Origin of the sequence: Lysinibacillus composti (assembly GCF_016908465.1) — a bacterium.
GTDB classification, from domain to species: Bacteria; Bacillota; Bacilli; order Bacillales_A; family Planococcaceae; genus Ureibacillus; species Ureibacillus composti_A.
Genome location: NZ_JAFBDY010000024.1, coordinates 21,683 through 39,691, shown reverse-complemented (window position 1 = coordinate 39,691; position 18,009 = coordinate 21,683). Strand labels below are relative to the sequence as shown.

Genomic DNA, 18,009 nt, shown 5'->3' with positions numbered 1-18,009 from the left:
CTGTCATTCTTTACAGGAATGGCAGGGGCGTTTTTATTTTGGGTGGAAGTGTGAGCCCCTATATAGTCCTACTTGTTGATTGTTTATAAAAAGGTGTAAACATAGGCGAAAAGGGGAAAGGGAATGGTAAATGCCTCCTGTATTTAGTGGATAGCTGAAGAAGATAGACGAATTAAAAATTGATTGACCAACCTCGATGTGATCCAATAAGTGGTCATTTTAAAATATGTTTAAGAAAATCGCAGTAGCGAGAATCTCAGGGAGGAGAGAATTTTATCATGACAATTCAAATTTTCAATTCTTTAACGAGACAAAAAGAACCCTTTGTCCCATTAGAAGAAGGAAAAGTAAAAATATATGTATGTGGGCCTACAGTATATAACTTCATTCATATCGGAAATGCTCGTCCAGTCATTGTGTATGATACAGTACGTCGATATTTCCAATACAAAGGTTATGAAGTGAAATATGTATCCAACTTTACAGATGTGGATGACAAAATCATTAAAGCAGCAAATGAATTAGGTGAGGAAGTCTTTGAGCTTACAGAACGTTTTATTAATGCCTACTTTGAAGACATTACAGCACTTGGTTGTAAAAAGGCTGATGTGCATCCACGTGTAACGAATCATATGGATGATATTATTGAATTCATTAATGTTTTAGTCGAAAAAGGGTATGCCTATGAATCCCAAGGAGATGTTTATTATCGTACACGCAAGTTCAATGGGTATGGTAAGTTAAGTCACCAATCAATAGATGATTTAAAGGTTGGGGCTCGAATTGAAGCAGGAGAGAAAAAAGAAGATCCGCTTGATTTTGCTCTTTGGAAAGCAGCGAAACCAGGTGAAATTCATTGGAGTAGTCCTTGGGGAGAAGGGCGTCCGGGGTGGCATATTGAGTGTTCAGTAATGGCCCGTGAGCATTTAGGTGACACAATTGATATCCATGCAGGTGGTCAAGATCTAACATTCCCACACCATGAAAATGAAATCGCCCAATCAGAGAGTTATACTGGTAAAACCTTTGCACGTTACTGGATGCATAATGGTTATATTAATATTGATAATGAAAAAATGTCAAAATCACTAGGGAACTTTGTTTTAGTACATGATATCCGCCAGCAAATTGACCCTGAGGTATTAAGATTTTTCATGCTATCTGTACATTACCGTCATCCAATTAACTTTGCACAGGATTTAGTTGAGTCGGCAAAAGCGGGTCTAGAGAGACTTCGTACAGCTTATTCAAATCTTAAACATCGCTTAAAAACAACAACCGATTTAACAAATCAGGCTGACGAATACTTAGTTAAGATCGAAGAAGTGAAAAAGCAATTTGAAGAAGCGATGGATGATGACTTCAATACTTCAAATGCCATTTCAGCTCTTTTTGAACTTGCCCGTAATGCAAATACGTATCTAAATGAAAGTAACACAGAAGAAAAGGTATTATTAGCCTTTATCGAAACTTTCGATATCCTAGGGGAAGTATTGGGGATACAGTTCAATATTGAAGGTGAATTATTAGACGCGGATATTGAAGCGTTAATCGAAGAAAGAAACTTAGCTCGTAAAAACCGTGATTTTGCTCGTTCAGATGAGATCCGTGACCAATTGCTAAGTATGGATATCGTTCTAGAAGACACACGTCAAGGAACACGTTGGAAACGAGGTTCTTAAGATGGCACAACTTCGAGTAGAGGATGTAAAGCAATTAAACGCTTTAGCGTTAGCGTATATGGGAGATGCTGTTCTTGAACAAAAAGTTCGGGAACATCTCCTTTTAAGTGGTCGTTCAAAACCAAACCGACTGCATAAAGAAGCAACAAATTACGTGTCTGCAAAAGCGCAGTCAATGATAATTTATCGGCTAATTGATGAAAATTATTTATCAGAAGAAGAGTTAGCTGTTTTCAAGAGAGGACGTAATGCAAAGTCGGGCTCTGTACCTAAAAATACAGATGTACAAACCTATCGGAATAGCTCTGGATTTGAAGCGGTATTAGGAAGCTTATATTTAACAAAGCAACATACACGTCTTTATGAACTAATTGAGTACGCAATTGAAATAGTCGAGCAGTCGAAAGGAGTTTCATGAAATGGTAGAACAAAATGGTGAAATCATCGCAGGAAAAAATCCAGTTTTAGAAGCACTTCGCTCAGGTCGTGAGATTAATAAGCTTTGGATTGCTGAAGGGGTTAAAAAAACAGGTGTAAATGAGTTGCTAGACTTAGCTCGAGAACGTGGTGTACTTGTTCAATTTGTTCCTAAGAAAAAAGTTGATCAATTATCAGATGCTAACCACCAAGGGATTGTAGCTTCTGTTGCGGCATATCAATATGCAGAATTAGATGATTTATTCAACGTAGCAAAAGCGAAAAATGAGGATCCCTTCTTTTTAATTCTCGACGAGTTGGAAGATCCACATAACTTAGGTTCAATTATGCGTACGGCAGATGCCATTGGTGTACACGGAATTATTATTCCAAAACGTCGTGCTGTTGGGTTAACGGCCGTTGTTGCCAAAGCATCTACGGGTGCAATCGAACATGTGCCGGTTGTACGTGTTACGAATCTAGCTCAAACTGTTGATGAATTAAAGGATCGTGGAGTTTGGATTGCTGGAACAGATGCAAAAGGCTCTGTTGATTATCGTAAAATGGACGCAACTTTACCTCTTGGAATTATTATTGGTAGTGAAGGTCGTGGAATGAGTCGATTACTAAAAGAGAAGTGTGATTTCCTATATCATTTACCAATGATTGGCCATGTTACATCACTAAATGCCTCTGTGGCAGCAGCCCTTCTAATGTATGAAGTGTATCGAAAACGTACTGCTGTGAATGGATAGTACTTCGATATGCAAAATATTTTGTTAGTCGATGGCTACAATATGATTGGTGCATGGAAGGAATTACGACCATTACGAGATACGAACTTTGAAGAAGCACGCAATCGCTTGCTTGAACTTATGGCTGAATACAAAGCAGCGATGGGCTGGCGAGTGATTGTCGTGTTTGACGCTTATCATGTTCCAGGTATTGAACAAAACTATATTCAAAATGCAGTTGAAATTATATATACGAGAAAAAGTGAAACAGCTGATGAACGTATTGAAAAGTTAACGAATGAATTAAAGGGCAGAAAGAGACAAATTTATGTAGCGACATCTGATTTAACAGAGCAAAATGTGATTTTTGGAAATGGGGCACTACGAAAATCTGCGCGTGAGCTAGAAATTGAAATGCAAATTATACAGGAACAAATCTCCGCAGAAGTAAAGACAACAAAAGTAGAAAGGCCCCCTTCAAGAATCCAACTCCCTAGAGAAATAGAAATAGAATTTGAGAAATGGAGAAGGGGATTGAAATAACTCATTGACCGCTATTTTCTAATTCCGTTATACTAATGCTAAAATATTTCAAAAATATTCAAAAAATAGAGGCGAATTGATTCTAACGTTACTGGGGTGAGAGCGTTGCTAAAAAGTGATCAAACACAAGTGTTACAACCATATGAAGATCTAACAGATGAAGGACTTATAGAACAAGTGCATCAAGGAAATGCGGAGGCGTTAGATTATTTAATTACTAAATATCGCAAGTTTGTGAAAGCGAAGGCTCGCTCTTATTTTCTCATTGGAGCAGATAAGGAAGATATTATACAAGAAGGTATGATAGGTTTATATAAAGCTATTCGCGATTTTAAAGGGGACAAGCTTGCGTCGTTTAGAGCGTTTGCAGAACTTTGTATTACACGCCAAATGATTACGGCAATTAAGACGGCGACACGTCAAAAACATATTCCGCTTAATTCTTATGTTTCTCTTGATAAACCAATTTATGATGAAGAATCTGATCGTACATTAATGGACGTTATTACAAGTACTGAATCGGAAGACCCTGAGTATTTGATGATTAATCGAGAGGAATATTCTCATTTGGAAGAAAAGATTAGTAAAATATTAAGTGATTTAGAGCAACAAGTTTTAGCGCTATACTTAGATGGACAATCTTACAATGAGATTTCAGAAGAATTAAATCGTCATGTAAAGTCTATTGACAATGCATTACAACGAGTGAAACGTAAATTAGAACGCCATTTAGAATTTGATGAAGGCGAGTAACACTATATGTCACTTATTGACAGAGGCCATAATAGGTGTTAGTCTTTAAATGACAAACTGTCGAGTGGTGATTCTAATGACTAATAAGGTTATTTTAAGTTGTGAAAAATGTGGCTCAAGAAATTATACATACCCTGAAAAAGTAGGGTCGACAAAACGTCTTGAGTTAAAAAAGTTTTGTTCTTATTGCAATGAACACACGATGCATAAACAAACAAAATAAACGATGTAACATAGAATAGACGATTTATTCGGAGGTTAGGCTAGATGGGGAAGTTAAAAAAGTTTCTGCATAATGTTATGTCAGAAATGAGAAAGACGAGCTGGCCAAAAGGTAAAGAGCTTACAAAATATACTGTTGTAGTAGTATCAACTGTAATTTTTATGGCAATATTTTTTGTGTTAGTTGATTTAGGGATCTCGAAACTATTCCGTTGGTATTTAGATTTATAATGAGTTTATGTTAATATGTTAAAAAATAGCCCGTATAGCTTTAGCGGGTTTTTTTCATTGGTTTTTAACAGTTATGCAAAAGATGGATTGATTTATACTAATTAAGAAATGTAGAAGTAGAGGGAAACCCTAACTTTGTAAGCATCGCACATGATATGTGTGAAGGAGGAGTCCGAGGTATTATGGAGAAACAATGGTATGTAGTTCATACTTATTCAGGATACGAAAATCGAGTAAAAGCAAACCTTGAAAAACGTGTTGAAACAATGGGGATGCAAGATAACATCTTCCGTGTGGTTGTTCCTGAGCACGAGGAGACAGATTTAAAAGATGGTAAGAAACGTACGGTTATGCGTAAAGTATTCCCTGGTTATGTATTAGTCGAAATGATTTTAACTGATGAATCATGGTATGTTGTCCGCAATACACCTGGTGTAACAGGCTTTATTGGTTCTTCAGGTGGTGGAGCAAAACCTACTCCGCTATTACCAGAAGAAGCCGATCGTCTATTAAAACAAATGGGTATGACGAAAAAAGCAATCGGTGAGCTAGATGTAACTGTTGGAGAAGTGGTGGAAGTGCTAGAAGGGCCGTTTGCTCATTTCCAAGGTAAAGTTGAAGAAATCGATGCAGATAAAGGTAAAGTAAAAGTTACTATTGACATGTTCGGTCGCGAGACGAAGATGGAACTTGATTTTGAACAGATTCAAAAAATATAGAACGATAATACTTGCATATAGAAATTAAAAGTGGTATCATTTCAGAGGTCAGACTGTCAATTTACAGTTTGACATACGAGAATTAATGTTATCGGCAAACAGCTGACAGACAGATATGAGTGGGAGGGGCAACCCAATTACCACATCACGGACTTAAGGAGGTGTGTCTCGTGGCTAAAAAAGTTATTAAAATTGTAAAACTTCAAATCCCTGCTGGTAAAGCTAATCCAGCTCCACCGGTTGGTCCTGCATTAGGTCAAGCAGGTGTTAACATCATGGGATTCTGTAAGGAGTTCAACGCTCGTACAGCTGATCAAGCTGGATTAATCATTCCAGTAGAAATTACAGTGTTCGAAGACCGTTCATTTACTTTCATTACTAAAACACCACCTGCAGCAGTTCTACTTAAAGTAGCAGCAGGTATCCAATCTGGATCAGGTGAACCTAACCGTAAAAAAGTTGCAACGGTTAAACGTGATAAAGTACGCGAAATCGCTGAACAAAAAATGCCAGACCTAAACGCTGCATCAGTTGAAGCAGCTATGGCGATGGTTGAAGGTACAGCGCGAAGCATGGGTATTGTTATCGAAGACTAATTCCCGATTACTTGATGATGAAAGTTTTGTTTTAGGAGGTTGCGAAGAGTTCAATTGAACAGAGCGCAACCTCTATTCGTGGGAGGTTTATTCCGCTACAACCACAATCAAGGAGGAAATAATATAATGGCTAAAAAAGGTAAAAGACTGCAAGATGCAGTGAAATTAGTAGACCGTACTAAATTATATAATGCTGAAGAAGCAATCGCTTTAGCGCAACAAACAAGCACAGTTAAATTTGATGCAACTGTTGAAGTAGCTTTCAAATTAGGTATCGATACTCGTAAAAATGACCAACAAATCCGTGGAGCTGTAGTGCTTCCAAACGGAACTGGTAAAACTCAACGTGTATTAGTATTCGCTAAAGGCGAAAAACTTAAAGAAGCAGAAGCAGCAGGTGCTGATTATGTTGGTGATGCTGAATACATCAATAAAATTCAACAAGGTTGGTTCGAATTTGATGTAATCGTTGCAACTCCAGATATGATGGGTGAAGTTGGTAAATTAGGTCGTGTATTAGGACCTAAAGGTTTAATGCCAAACCCTAAAACTGGTACTGTTACATTTGATGTAACTAAAGCAATCCAAGAAATCAAAGCTGGTAAAGTTGAATACCGTGCCGACAAAGCAGGTATTATTCACGCTCCTATCGGTAAAGTTTCTTTCGGAACTGACAAATTAGTAGAAAACTTCTTAGCTGTATTTGATGTAGTTCAAAAAGCAAAACCTGCAGCAGCTAAAGGTACTTACATGAAATCTGTAAACGTAACTACAACAATGGGTCCATCTGTAAAAGTTGACTCAACAAGCGTAGTTGTTAAATAATAACATAAAGTATTTTTATATAAATATTGTTGACAACGATTCTCCTTCTTGGTAAGATGGATGACGTTGTGAATATCCATTTGTACCGTAGACAGTAGGAGTGACTTGTCACTTAATGATCCTACCGAGGACACAGAAATCGGATTCTTTTAAGATGATGAATTTTCCGCCTCTAGTCTACTTTTGTTGGCTAGAGGCTTTCTTTTGTCGGTATAAATGACCCATTCTAATAGGAGGTGTCAATCATGAGCAGTGCAATTGAAACAAAAAAAGTTCAAGTACAAGAAATCGCTGATAAATTCCAAGCTGCTGCTTCTGTAGTTGTAGTGGATTACCGCGGATTAACTGTTGCTCAAGTTACAGAACTTCGTAAACAACTTCGTGAAGCTGGAGTAGAGTTCAAAGTATATAAAAACACTTTAGCTCGTCGTGCTACAGAAATCGTTGGTGTTTCTGGAATTAACGAATTCTTAACTGGTCCAAATGCTGTTGCGTTCTCTAACGAAGACGTAGTAGCACCAGCGAAAATCATCAATGATTTCGCTAAAAAGAATGAAGCGCTTGAAATTAAAGCGGGTATCATCGAAGGAAACGTATCTTCAGCTGAAGATGTAAAAGCTCTAGCAGAACTTCCATCACGCGAAGGTTTACTATCTATGCTTTTATCTGTACTTCAAGCACCAGTACGCAACTTCGCTCTTGCAACAAAAGCTGTTGCAGAACAAAAAGAAGAGCAAGGCGCTTAATAATAGCCTAAACTTCAATACAACAAATTTAAGGCGAATAGCCTAAAAAAATCATATTATCCATATAGGAGGAAAATAAAATGAACAAAGATCAAATCTTAGAAGCTATCAAAGCTATGACAGTTCTTGAATTAAACGATTTAGTAAAAGCAATCGAAGAAGAATTCGGTGTAACAGCTGCTGCTCCTGTAGCAGTAGTTGCTGGTGGCGCTGCAGCTGCTGAAGAAAAAACTGAATTTGACGTGGTATTAGCATCTGCTGGAGACCAAAAAATTAAAGTAATCAAAGTAGTACGTGAAATTACTGGTCTTGGATTAAAAGAAGCTAAAGAAGTTGTAGATAACGCTCCTAAAGCATTAAAAGAAGGCGTATCTAAAGAAGAAGCTGAAGAAATTAAAGCTAAACTTGAAGAAGTTGGCGCTTCTGTAGAAGTTAAATAATTTCTTAAATAAAAAGTGGCTGTCGCAACATATTCTTTGACAGTCGAGTACTTGTTTTAAAAGCGAGTGCACGGATCAAGCATTTGTTAACACAGCCTGAAAGCTCGTCTATTTTGACGGGCTTTCTTATTTTCCTTGAGGAGGGCATTCATGTCTGAACATTATTACTCAAGTAAACCTCAAACTGAAAGTAAACCGCGTCAATGGAAATTTACATTACTAGGCCATTCATTTTTATTTGAAACGGATGCCGGTGTATTTAGTAAAAGCGAAGTAGATTTTGGATCCCGTGTTTTAATTGACTCATTTGAAATGCCGCAAATCGATGGTGCAGTAGTAGATATTGGTTGTGGATACGGACCGATTGGATTGGCGATTGCGAAAAAAAATCCAGATCGAACGGTTTACATGATGGATATTAATGAACGTGCGATTGCGTTAGCGCAAAAAAATGCGAATCTAAACGGAATTCAAAATGTACGAATATTTCAAAGTGATGGTATAGCTGCTGTTGATGAACAACTACAAGTGGCTGCAGTTTTAACAAATCCACCAATTCGTGCTGGTAAAGAAACGATTTTTAGATTCTATGAAGGTGCTTATGACAGGTTGTTAGAAGGTGGAGAACTGTGGGTTGTGATTCAAAAGAAACAGGGAGCTCCGTCTACAGTTAGTCGTTTAGAAGAAATGTTTTCGGAAGTTGAGATTGTCGAGAAGAAAAAGGGTTATTGGATTATTAGGGGGAAAAAATAAAATTTCCACTGATACAGTGATCGTTGAGGAAGAACTCGAGACAATATCAAGCCTTATTCTGCTTCTGAAACTACTAGTCGCATGAAATGGTGTTAGGTTTTAATCTAGTCCGATAGTTTAGATATTAAAGCGTGTTGATAATACACGGAATAAATTCAAATTATAGACACAATTACATTGAATTGTAATTGAATAATTGTAGATTATTGACTTGACAAATTTGCTATGATAACATAATAAAATGCAAAATTATTATTTTGTGGGAGTATGCCCATTTGTATGCAACTCACTTTAAGTGGGTATACTTACCACGGATAAGTTTAGTTTAACCGAGAATGGGATTTTAGAAAAGTCTCGTTTTCTTTTTATCTTTCGAAATCATACACCATTTATATGATTTTGGAAAGACCTATAATCGCTTTAATGAGGGGTGAATGAGTTGACAGGTCAACTAGTTCAGTACGGACAACACCGCCAGCGTAGAAGTTTTGCGCGTATTAAAGAGGTGCTGGAACTTCCGAATTTAATCGAAATTCAAACAGCATCTTATGAGTGGTTCCTGGAAGAAGGATTGCGCGAAATGTTCCACGACATTTCTCCAATCGAAGATTTTACAGGTAATCTTTCACTTGAGTTTGTCGACTATAGTTTAGGTGAGCCAAAGTATGATGTCGATGAATGTAAAGAACGTGACGTTACCTATGCTGCACCATTGCGTGTAAAAGTGCGTCTTCACAACAAGGAAACAGACGAAGTGAAAGAACAAGATGTCTTTATGGGTGACTTCCCATTAATGACAGAAACAGGCACATTTGTAATTAATGGTGCTGAACGTGTTATCGTTTCACAATTAGTTCGTTCTCCAAGTGTTTATTTCCATGATAAAACCGATAAAAACGGTAAAAAAGGTTTCGGCGCTACAGTTATTCCGAACCGTGGTGCATGGTTAGAATATGAAACGGATGCTAAGGACGTAGTATATGTACGAATTGATCGTACTCGTAAACTACCTGCAACAGTACTGTTGCGCGCATTAGGATTTGGTTCAGATTCAGAAATTATTGATATCCTTGGTGATAACGAATACCTACGAAATACGCTAGAAAAAGATAATACTGATAGTACTGAAAAGGCACTGTTAGAAATTTATGAGCGTCTTCGTCCGGGTGAACCACCAACAGTTGAAAGCGCAAAAAGCTTATTATACTCTCGCTTCTTTGATGCGAAAAGATATGATTTAGCTGATGTAGGGCGCTATAAAATGAATAAAAAGCTTCATATTAAAAATCGTTTGTTTAACCAAACTGTTGCTGAAACACTTGTGGATCCAGAAACAGGAGAAATTTTGGTTGAAAAAGGGAAAATGCTTGATCGTCGAACTCTAGATAAGTTAATTCCTTATTTAGAAAGCGGTATCGGCTTCCGTACATTATCACAAGTTGGTGGCGTACTAGAAGATGATGTAACGATTCAATCAGTTAAGATTTTTGCACCAAACGATGAAGCACAAAAGGAAATTAACGTTATTTCTAATGCTTATGTAGAGGAAGAAGTTAAGAGTCTAACACCATCAGACATTATTGCTTCAATGTCTTACTTCTTTAACTTGCTACATGGAGTGGGAAATACTGATGATATTGACCATTTAGGTAACCGTCGTTTACGTTCAGTTGGTGAGTTATTACAAAACCAATTCCGTATTGGGTTATCTCGTATGGAGCGTGTAGTACGTGAACGTATGTCAATCAATGACACAGCATCAATCGTACCACAACAATTAATTAATATTCGCCCTGTAATTGCTTCAATTAAAGAGTTCTTTGGTAGCTCTCAATTATCGCAATTCATGGATCAAACTAACCCGCTTGCAGAGTTAACTCATAAACGTCGTCTTTCTGCATTAGGGCCTGGTGGATTAACTCGAGAACGCGCAGGTATGGAAGTACGTGACGTTCACTACTCTCACTATGGTCGTATGTGTCCGATTGAAACGCCAGAGGGTCCAAACATTGGATTAATTAACTCACTTTCATCTTATGCGAAAGTTAATAAATTTGGGTTTATCGAAACTCCTTATCGTAAAGTTGATCCTGAAACGGGTCAAGTAACAGCACAAATTGACTACCTAACAGCAGACGAGGAAGATAACTACGTTGTAGCTCAAGCGAACTCCATCTTAAATCCAGATGGTACATTTGCAAAAGATGAAGTTTTAGGTCGTTTCCGTGGGGACAATACAGTATTTAAGAAAGAACGTATTGACTATATGGACGTATCTCCAAAACAAGTAGTATCTGCTGCAACGGCATGTATCCCGTTCTTAGAGAACGATGACTCTAACCGTGCGTTAATGGGTGCGAACATGCAACGTCAAGCTGTTCCTTTATTAAATCCTGAAGCGCCATTTGTTGGTACAGGTATGGAACACGTGAATGCTCGTGACTCAGGTGCTGCGGTAGTTAATAAATACCATGGTATTGTTGAGCATGTAGAAGCTCGTACAATTCAAGTTCGTCGTATTGAAGAAATCGATGGTAAAGAAGTTAAAGGTGAGTTAGTAAAATATAAACTTCAAAAATTCACTCGTTCTAACCACGGTACTTCTATTAACCAACGTCCTATTGTAAAAGTTGGAGATCGTGTTAAACCGAAAGATATCTTAGCTGATGGTCCTTCTATGGAAAAAGGCGAATTAGGACTAGGACGTAACGTTTTAGTTGCCTTCATGACATGGGAAGGTTTCAACTATGAAGATGCTGTTATCATGAATGAACGTCTTGTTAAAGATGATGTATATACATCTGTTCACATCGAAGAATACGAATCTGAGTCTCGTGATACAAAACTAGGACCTGAAGAAATTACTCGTGACATTCCAAACGTTGGTGAAGATGCACTTCGCAACTTGGATGACCGCGGTATTATCCGTATTGGTGCTGAAGTTCGCGATGGCGATATCTTAGTAGGGAAAGTTACACCTAAAGGGGTTACTGAGTTAACAGCTGAAGAAAGATTATTACATGCAATCTTCGGTGAAAAGGCTCGTGAAGTTCGCGATACTTCTTTACGTGTACCTCATGGTGCAGGCGGAATTGTTCTTGATGTAAAAGTCTTTAACCGTGAAGATGGCGACGAATTACCACCTGGTGTTAACCAATTAGTACGTGTTTATATTGTTCAAAAACGTAAAATTCGCGTTGGGGACAAAATGGCCGGACGTCACGGTAACAAAGGGGTAATCTCTCGTATATTACCTGAAGAAGATATGCCGTTTATGCCAGACGGAACACCTGTTGACATCATGTTAAACCCACTTGGGGTACCATCACGTATGAACATCGGACAAGTTTTAGAGCTTCACTTAGGAATGGCTGCGCGCTATTTAGGACTTCACATGGCAAGTCCTGTATTTGATGGAGCAAACGAGGAAGATGTTTGGGAAACGATGGAAGAAGCGGGTATGAACCGTGACGGTAAAACAATACTTTATGATGGGCGTTCTGGAGAACCATTTGATAACCGTGTTTCTGTTGGGATCATGTATATGATCAAATTAGCACACATGGTTGATGATAAACTTCACGCTCGTTCAACTGGACCATATTCTCTTGTAACTCAACAGCCACTTGGTGGTAAAGCTCAATTTGGTGGTCAACGTTTTGGTGAGATGGAGGTATGGGCACTTGAAGCTTACGGTGCTGCATATACACTGCAAGAAATTCTAACAATTAAATCGGATGATGTTGTTGGACGTGTAAAAACTTATGAAGCAATTGTAAAAGGTGAAAGTGTACCTGAACCAGGTGTACCTGAATCATTTAAAGTATTAATTAAAGAACTTCAATCACTAGGGTTAGATGTGAAAATGCTAACTGTAAACGATGAAGAAGTTGAACTTCGTGATATTGATGATGAAGATGAACTTCAACCAACAGATGCATTAAACATCTTACCAGCAGCTGATAAAGAAGAAGAAGCAGTAGAAACGCTTGAGTAGGTTTTAGTACGAACGGGCAGGACATTTATGCCTGCCAGTTCGTTATATATAAATATTTGCAATGAAAAGTCGAGCTTCGAAAAGTCGATAAAGGACTTATACTAAAGGGAGGTAGGCTCCTTGATAGACGTTAATGAATTTGAGTATATGAAAATTGGTTTAGCATCACCTGATAAAATCCGTTCATGGTCTTATGGTGAGGTTAAAAAGCCAGAAACAATTAACTATCGTACATTAAAACCGGAAAAAGACGGTCTTTTCTGTGAACGAATTTTTGGGCCAACGAAAGACTGGGAATGTCACTGTGGTAAATACAAACGTGTCCGTTATAAAGGTGTTGTTTGTGACCGCTGTGGTGTTGAAGTTACTCGTGCAAAAGTTCGCCGTGAACGTATGGGACACATTGAATTAGCTGCACCTGTATCACACATTTGGTATTTCAAAGGAATTCCAAGTCGTATGGGTCTAATCCTTGATATGTCACCTCGTGCGCTTGAAGAAGTAATCTATTTTGCTTCTTATGTAGTGATTGATTCAGCTGGTACAAATCTAGAAAAGAAACAACTTCTTTCTGAAAAAGAATATCGTGCATATCGCGAAAAATTTGGTAATAGTTTTGATGCTGCAATGGGAGCGGAAGCTATTAAAAAACTTCTTGAACAAATAGATCTTGAAGAAGAAACAACAATGTTAAAAGAAGAGTTGAAAACGGCTCAAGGTCAACGTCGCACACGTGCGATTAAACGTCTTGAAGTAATCGAGTCATTCCGTAACTCTGGTAACAAACCAGAATGGATGATTTTAGATGTGCTACCTGTTATCCCACCAGAATTACGTCCAATGGTGCAATTAGATGGTGGGCGTTTTGCGACTTCTGATTTAAACGATTTATATCGTCGAGTAATCAACCGTAACAATCGTTTAAAACGTTTACTAGACCTTGGTGCTCCTAGCATCATCGTTCAAAATGAAAAACGTATGTTACAAGAAGCAGTGGATGCATTAATTGATAACGGTCGTCGTGGCCGTCCAGTTACTGGTCCAGGTAACCGTCCATTAAAATCCCTTTCACATATGTTAAAAGGGAAACAAGGTCGTTTCCGCCAAAACTTATTAGGTAAACGTGTTGACTACTCTGGTCGTTCAGTTATCGTAGTAGGTCCAAACTTAAAAATGTACCAATGTGGACTTCCGAAAGAAATGGCGATTGAGTTATTCAAGCCTTTCGTTATGAAAGAACTTGTAGAACGCGGTCTTGCTCATAACATTAAGAGTGCGAAACGTAAAATTGAACGTTTACACAATGAAGTTTGGGACGTTTTAGAAGATGTAATTCGTGAGCACCCAGTTTTACTTAACCGTGCACCGACTCTACACAGACTTGGTATTCAAGCCTTTGAGCCAACATTAGTTGAAGGCCGTGCAATTCGTCTTCATCCATTAGTATGTACAGCTTATAACGCTGACTTCGATGGTGACCAAATGGCGGTACACGTTCCACTTTCTGCAGAAGCGCAAGCTGAAGCGCGTTTACTAATGTTAGCTGCTCAAAACATCTTGAACCCTAAAGATGGTAAACCGGTAGTAACACCTTCTCAGGATATGGTATTAGGTAACTATTACTTAACACTTGAACGCGAAGGAGCACGTGGTGAAGGGGCTATCTTCAACGGACGTGATGAAGTATTACTTGCATACCAAAACGGTCAAGTACACTTACACACACGTATTGCAATTAAAGCAGGTTCATTAAACAACCAAACATTTACAGAAGAACAAAATAAAATGTTCTTAGTAACAACGGTAGGTAAGGTAATATTCAACGAAATTCTTCCTGAATCATTCCCTTACATTAATGAGCCAACAGCAAAAAATTTAGAACAAAAAACACCTGATCAATACTTCATCAATTTAACAATTGATGATGAATTACTAGCAGAGGTTGAAGCTAGTGCTGGATATAGTGAATTATCTGATGCTGAAAAAGTTGAAGTACAACGACAAGCAGTATTGAAAAAGCACTTTAAATCTATCCCGACTATTAACCCATTCCGTAAGAAATTCTTAGGTAACATCATTGCAGAAGTATTCAAACGATTCCACATTACTGAAACTTCTAAAATGCTTGACCGAATGAAAGACTTAGGATTTAAATACTCAACTAAAGCAGGTATTACAGTTGCGATTTCAGATATCGTTGTATTACCAGAAAAGAATGAAATCCTAGAAGAAGCACAGAAAAAAGTAGATAAAGTAATGGTTCAATTCCGTCGTGGTTTAATTACGGAAGAAGAACGTTATGACCGCGTCATTTCAAGTTGGTCTGCTGCAAAAGATGATATCCAAGGGAAACTGATGGACTCTTTACCAGATACAAATCCAATCTTCATGATGAGTGACTCAGGTGCCCGTGGTAACGCATCAAACTTCACTCAGCTTGCAGGTATGCGTGGATTGATGGCCAACCCGGCTGGACGTATTATCGAACTTCCAATCAAATCTTCCTTCCGAGAAGGTTTAACAGTATTGGAATACTTCATCTCTACACATGGTGCTCGTAAAGGTCTTGCCGATACAGCCCTTAAAACAGCTGACTCAGGTTATTTAACTCGTCGTTTAGTAGACGTTGCTCAAGACGTAATTGTACGCGAAGACGACTGTGGTACTGACCGTGGCTTAACAATTGGTGCCTTGATGGAAGGTACAGAAATTATTGAAGGTTTAGATGAACGTATTGAGGGACGTCATGCGAAGAAAACAATACGTCATCCAGAGACAGGCGAAGTTATTGTTGCTCGTGACGAGCTAATCACACAAGATAAATCTCGTGAAATTATTGATGCGGGCATTACTGAAGTGACAATTCGTTCTGCATTCACATGTAATACAAAACATGGTGTATGTAAAAAATGTTATGGTATCAACTTAGCAACAGGTGAAGAAGTTGAAGTTGGGGAAGCGGTAGGTATTATTGCTGCCCAATCAATTGGAGAACCTGGTACACAATTAACAATGCGTACATTCCACACTGGTGGGGTTGCAGGGAACGATATCACTCAAGGTCTTCCACGTATTCAAGAGATTTTTGAAGCCCGTAATCCGAAAGGGCAAGCGGTGATTTCTGAGATCACTGGTACGGTTTCAGAAATTGATGAAATTCGTGAAGGCTTAAAAGAAGTTACAATTCAAGGTGAAATTGAAACTCGTAAATACCAAGCACCTTATAATGCTCGTTTAAAAGTAGCAAAAGGTGATTCTATTTTACCTGGTCAAATTTTATCTGAAGGTTCAATTGATCCGAAACAATTACTAAAAGTAAAAGACGTTTCAACGGTTCAAGAGTATTTATTAAAAGAAGTGCAAAAAGTATATCGTATGCAAGGGGTAGAAATTGGCGATAAACATATCGAGGTAATGGTACGCCAGATGCTTCGTAAAGTTCGAGTTATTGAAGCTGGGGATACAGAATTATTACCTGGTTCATTACTTGATATTCACCAATTCACTGAAGCAAACAAAGAAGCAATTACAAATGGAAAAATTCCTGCGACTTGTCGCCCTGTAATTCTTGGTATTACAAAAGCATCTCTTGAAACAGAATCATTCTTATCTGCTGCATCATTCCAAGAAACAACTCGTGTGTTAACGGATGCTGCAATTAAAGGTAAGCGTGATGAACTTCTTGGTCTAAAAGAAAACGTAATTATCGGTAAGCTTGTTCCGGCTGGTACAGGTATGCAACGTTATCGACAAATTCGTATCCATGAAGATGACCTAGAACTTGCTGGAGAACTAACTTCAGCTGAATAAAAAAGATCGTGGAGAGAATTTTCTCTCCGCGAATCTATAAAAAATATTTGACAGTTCAAGCTTGTAATGTTAATATACTTAAGGTTGATAGTTAACTGTCTGTACTTCGGAGGATATGAAAATGTCTTATGATAAAGTAAAACAGGCTAGTAAAACAATCATAGGTACAAAGCAAGCAGTAAAAGCAATGCGTGCTGGTCAAGTAACTGAACTTTTTGTAGCACTTGATGCAGACAATTGGGTAACCGATCAAGTAGTAGTTCTTGCAAAAGAAATCGGCGTACCAGTTTGCCTCGTTGAGTCAAAAAAAGAACTTGGAAAAGCTTGTGGTATACAAGTTGGAGCTGCGGTTGTAGCAATTACTGCATAGTAGTTTTTGTGTTTAGGAACACAAAGACTTTGTTTTTACCCTAAAAATGAACCACCTGGATGTGTGGATTAACATTGAATAGATGAGAGGAGGAAAATCCGATGCCTACAATTAACCAATTGGTACGTAAGCCTCGTAAATCAAAAAGCACGAAATCAAATTCACCTGCGTTAAACAGAGGGTATAACAGTTTCAAAAAATCTTTAACAAACGTTAACTCTCCACAAAAACGCGGTGTATGTACTCGTGTAGGTACTATGACACCTAAAAAACCAAACTCAGCGTTACGTAAATATGCTCGTGTACGCTTAACTAACCAAATCGAAGTTACAGCTTACATTCCTGGTGAAGGTCACAACTTACAAGAACACAGCGTAGTATTAATCCGCGGTGGACGTGTAAAAGACTTACCAGGGGTACGTTACCATATCGTACGTGGTGCTCTTGATACAGCTGGTGTTAACGGTCGTATGCAATCACGTTCTTTATACGGTACAAAACGTCCAAAAGAAAAAAAATAATTTAATTTTGATTTAGCTAGCAAATCAATATAACTCCAATATATAAATAGTTGAAAGGAGGAAAACACATGCCTCGTAAAGGTCCTGTTTCCAAACGTGACGTGTTACCAGATCCAATTTATAATTCAAAACTAGTAACTCGTTTAATTAATAAAATGATGGTTGATGGTAAAAAAGGTACTTCTCAAAAGATCTTATATGGTGCGTTCGAACTTGTTAAAGAACGTTCAGGTAATGAACCTCTAGAAGTATTTGAAGCTGCATTAAATAACGTTATGCCAGTTCTTGAAGTGCGTGCTCGCCGTGTTGGTGGTTCTAACTACCAAGTACCAGTTGAAGTACGTCCAGAACGCCGTATCACTTTAGGTCTTCGTTATTTAGTTAACTATTCTCGTCTTCGTGGTGAAAAAACTATGGAAGAGCGTTTAGCTAACGAAATTCTTGATGCATCTAACAACACTGGTGCTTCAGTTAAGAAACGTGAAGATATGCATAAAATGGCAGAAGCAAATAAAGCATTTGCTCACTACCGTTGGTAATTTATTTGACTACGTGCTAGAGTTTCTGGCACGTAGCTTAAATGTATCTGTGAAAACAGAATATGGTTTTTTCTCCGACGAATGTCAAAAATGATGAATGGTGTGATTGCG

General features: G+C 38.1%; 18 protein-coding genes and 2 other annotated features (1 of these 20 running past the window's edge). All 18 genes read left to right on the top strand.

Features of this window, described 5'->3' with window-relative positions; all coding sequences use genetic code 11:
• Positions 1-5, top strand: a binding site (T-box leader); it begins 261 nt to the left of the window's first position.
• 273 nt (positions 6-278) lie between these two features.
• The 18 genes from cysS (at position 279) to rpsG (ending at position 17,898) form a co-directional block, all read left to right on the top strand.
• Positions 279-1,682 carry a cysteine--tRNA ligase gene (gene cysS, locus JOD29_RS17255; protein ID WP_124766138.1) on the top strand — a complete coding sequence of 468 codons (1,404 nt, stop codon included), beginning with the start codon at positions 279-281 and terminating at the stop codon, positions 1,680-1,682.
• A 1-nt stretch (position 1,683) separates the two neighbouring features.
• Positions 1,684-2,100: a Mini-ribonuclease 3 gene (locus JOD29_RS17250; RefSeq protein ID WP_124766140.1), complete on the top strand. Its 417-nt coding sequence runs from the start codon at positions 1,684-1,686 to the stop codon at positions 2,098-2,100.
• Between the two features lies 1 nt (position 2,101).
• Positions 2,102-2,854, top strand: coding sequence for a 23S rRNA (guanosine(2251)-2'-O)-methyltransferase RlmB (gene rlmB / locus JOD29_RS17245; RefSeq protein WP_124766142.1), 753 nt, complete (start codon positions 2,102-2,104; stop codon positions 2,852-2,854).
• A gap of 9 nt (positions 2,855-2,863) precedes the next feature.
• Positions 2,864-3,376: an NYN domain-containing protein gene (locus JOD29_RS17240; RefSeq protein ID WP_124766144.1), complete on the top strand. Its 513-nt coding sequence runs from the start codon at positions 2,864-2,866 to the stop codon at positions 3,374-3,376.
• Positions 3,377-3,481: 105 nt separating this feature from the next.
• A complete protein-coding gene (sigH, locus tag JOD29_RS17235; RefSeq protein ID WP_124766146.1) occupies positions 3,482-4,129 on the top strand; it encodes an RNA polymerase sporulation sigma factor SigH in 648 nt (215 codons plus the stop codon).
• A gap of 76 nt (positions 4,130-4,205) precedes the next feature.
• Complete coding sequence (rpmG, locus tag JOD29_RS17230) at positions 4,206-4,352, top strand: 50S ribosomal protein L33 (protein WP_124766212.1); 147 nt, start codon at positions 4,206-4,208, stop codon at positions 4,350-4,352.
• 44 nt (positions 4,353-4,396) lie between these two features.
• Positions 4,397-4,582: a preprotein translocase subunit SecE gene (gene secE, locus JOD29_RS17225; protein ID WP_124766148.1), complete on the top strand. Its 186-nt coding sequence runs from the start codon at positions 4,397-4,399 to the stop codon at positions 4,580-4,582.
• A gap of 182 nt (positions 4,583-4,764) precedes the next feature.
• Entirely contained in the window at positions 4,765-5,301 is a 537-nt protein-coding gene (gene nusG / locus JOD29_RS17220; protein WP_124766150.1) for a transcription termination/antitermination protein NusG, read from the top strand.
• 170 nt (positions 5,302-5,471) lie between these two features.
• Positions 5,472-5,897: a 50S ribosomal protein L11 gene (gene rplK / locus JOD29_RS17215; RefSeq protein WP_141396955.1), complete on the top strand. Its 426-nt coding sequence runs from the start codon at positions 5,472-5,474 to the stop codon at positions 5,895-5,897.
• Positions 5,898-6,023: 126 nt separating this feature from the next.
• Positions 6,024-6,722: a 50S ribosomal protein L1 gene (gene rplA, locus JOD29_RS17210; protein ID WP_124766152.1), complete on the top strand. Its 699-nt coding sequence runs from the start codon at positions 6,024-6,026 to the stop codon at positions 6,720-6,722.
• 67 nt (positions 6,723-6,789) lie between these two features.
• Positions 6,790-6,935, top strand: a sequence feature (ribosomal protein L10 leader region).
• A gap of 32 nt (positions 6,936-6,967) precedes the next feature.
• Complete coding sequence (gene rplJ, locus JOD29_RS17205; protein WP_124766154.1) at positions 6,968-7,468, top strand: 50S ribosomal protein L10; 501 nt, start codon at positions 6,968-6,970, stop codon at positions 7,466-7,468.
• Between the two features lie 80 nt (positions 7,469-7,548).
• A complete protein-coding gene (gene rplL, locus JOD29_RS17200; protein WP_124766156.1) occupies positions 7,549-7,908 on the top strand; it encodes a 50S ribosomal protein L7/L12 in 360 nt (119 codons plus the stop codon).
• 150 nt (positions 7,909-8,058) lie between these two features.
• A complete protein-coding gene (locus JOD29_RS17195; RefSeq protein ID WP_124766157.1) occupies positions 8,059-8,661 on the top strand; it encodes a class I SAM-dependent methyltransferase in 603 nt (200 codons plus the stop codon).
• 430 nt (positions 8,662-9,091) lie between these two features.
• Positions 9,092-12,658 (top strand): DNA-directed RNA polymerase subunit beta, encoded by a 3,567-nt coding sequence (gene rpoB, locus JOD29_RS17190; RefSeq protein WP_192894241.1) that lies wholly within the window; start codon positions 9,092-9,094, stop codon positions 12,656-12,658.
• A 120-nt stretch (positions 12,659-12,778) separates the two neighbouring features.
• Positions 12,779-16,468 (top strand): DNA-directed RNA polymerase subunit beta', encoded by a 3,690-nt coding sequence (gene rpoC, locus JOD29_RS17185; protein ID WP_124766159.1) that lies wholly within the window; start codon positions 12,779-12,781, stop codon positions 16,466-16,468.
• Between the two features lie 121 nt (positions 16,469-16,589).
• Positions 16,590-16,838, top strand: coding sequence for a 50S ribosomal protein L7ae-like protein (locus tag JOD29_RS17180; protein ID WP_124766160.1), 249 nt, complete (start codon positions 16,590-16,592; stop codon positions 16,836-16,838).
• Between the two features lie 101 nt (positions 16,839-16,939).
• A complete protein-coding gene (gene rpsL / locus JOD29_RS17175) occupies positions 16,940-17,359 on the top strand; it encodes a 30S ribosomal protein S12 (protein ID WP_124766161.1) in 420 nt (139 codons plus the stop codon).
• A gap of 68 nt (positions 17,360-17,427) precedes the next feature.
• On the top strand, positions 17,428-17,898 hold the full coding sequence (gene rpsG / locus JOD29_RS17170; RefSeq protein WP_124766162.1) for a 30S ribosomal protein S7: 471 nt from the start codon (positions 17,428-17,430) through the stop codon (positions 17,896-17,898).
• Positions 17,899-18,009: the final 111 nt, after the last annotated feature.

Bases quoted from the DNA above. Each gene is read 5' to 3' on its own strand.
- cysS (WP_124766138.1), top strand. From the start codon at position 279: ATGACAATTCAAATTTTCAATTCTTTAACGAGACAAAAAGAACCCTTT.
- JOD29_RS17250 (WP_124766140.1), top strand. From the start codon at position 1,684: ATGGCACAACTTCGAGTAGAGGATGTAAAGCAATTAAACGCTTTAGCG.
- rlmB (WP_124766142.1), top strand. From the start codon at position 2,102: ATGGTAGAACAAAATGGTGAAATCATCGCAGGAAAAAATCCAGTTTTA.
- JOD29_RS17240 (WP_124766144.1), top strand. From the start codon at position 2,864: ATGCAAAATATTTTGTTAGTCGATGGCTACAATATGATTGGTGCATGG.
- rpmG (WP_124766212.1), top strand. From the start codon at position 4,206: ATGACTAATAAGGTTATTTTAAGTTGTGAAAAATGTGGCTCAAGAAAT.
- secE (WP_124766148.1), top strand. From the start codon at position 4,397: ATGGGGAAGTTAAAAAAGTTTCTGCATAATGTTATGTCAGAAATGAGA.
- nusG (WP_124766150.1), top strand. From the start codon at position 4,765: ATGGAGAAACAATGGTATGTAGTTCATACTTATTCAGGATACGAAAAT.
- rplA (WP_124766152.1), top strand. From the start codon at position 6,024: ATGGCTAAAAAAGGTAAAAGACTGCAAGATGCAGTGAAATTAGTAGAC.
- rplJ (WP_124766154.1), top strand. From the start codon at position 6,968: ATGAGCAGTGCAATTGAAACAAAAAAAGTTCAAGTACAAGAAATCGCT.
- rplL (WP_124766156.1), top strand. From the start codon at position 7,549: ATGAACAAAGATCAAATCTTAGAAGCTATCAAAGCTATGACAGTTCTT.
- JOD29_RS17195 (WP_124766157.1), top strand. From the start codon at position 8,059: ATGTCTGAACATTATTACTCAAGTAAACCTCAAACTGAAAGTAAACCG.
- JOD29_RS17180 (WP_124766160.1), top strand. From the start codon at position 16,590: ATGTCTTATGATAAAGTAAAACAGGCTAGTAAAACAATCATAGGTACA.
- rpsL (WP_124766161.1), top strand. From the start codon at position 16,940: ATGCCTACAATTAACCAATTGGTACGTAAGCCTCGTAAATCAAAAAGC.
- rpsG (WP_124766162.1), top strand. From the start codon at position 17,428: ATGCCTCGTAAAGGTCCTGTTTCCAAACGTGACGTGTTACCAGATCCA.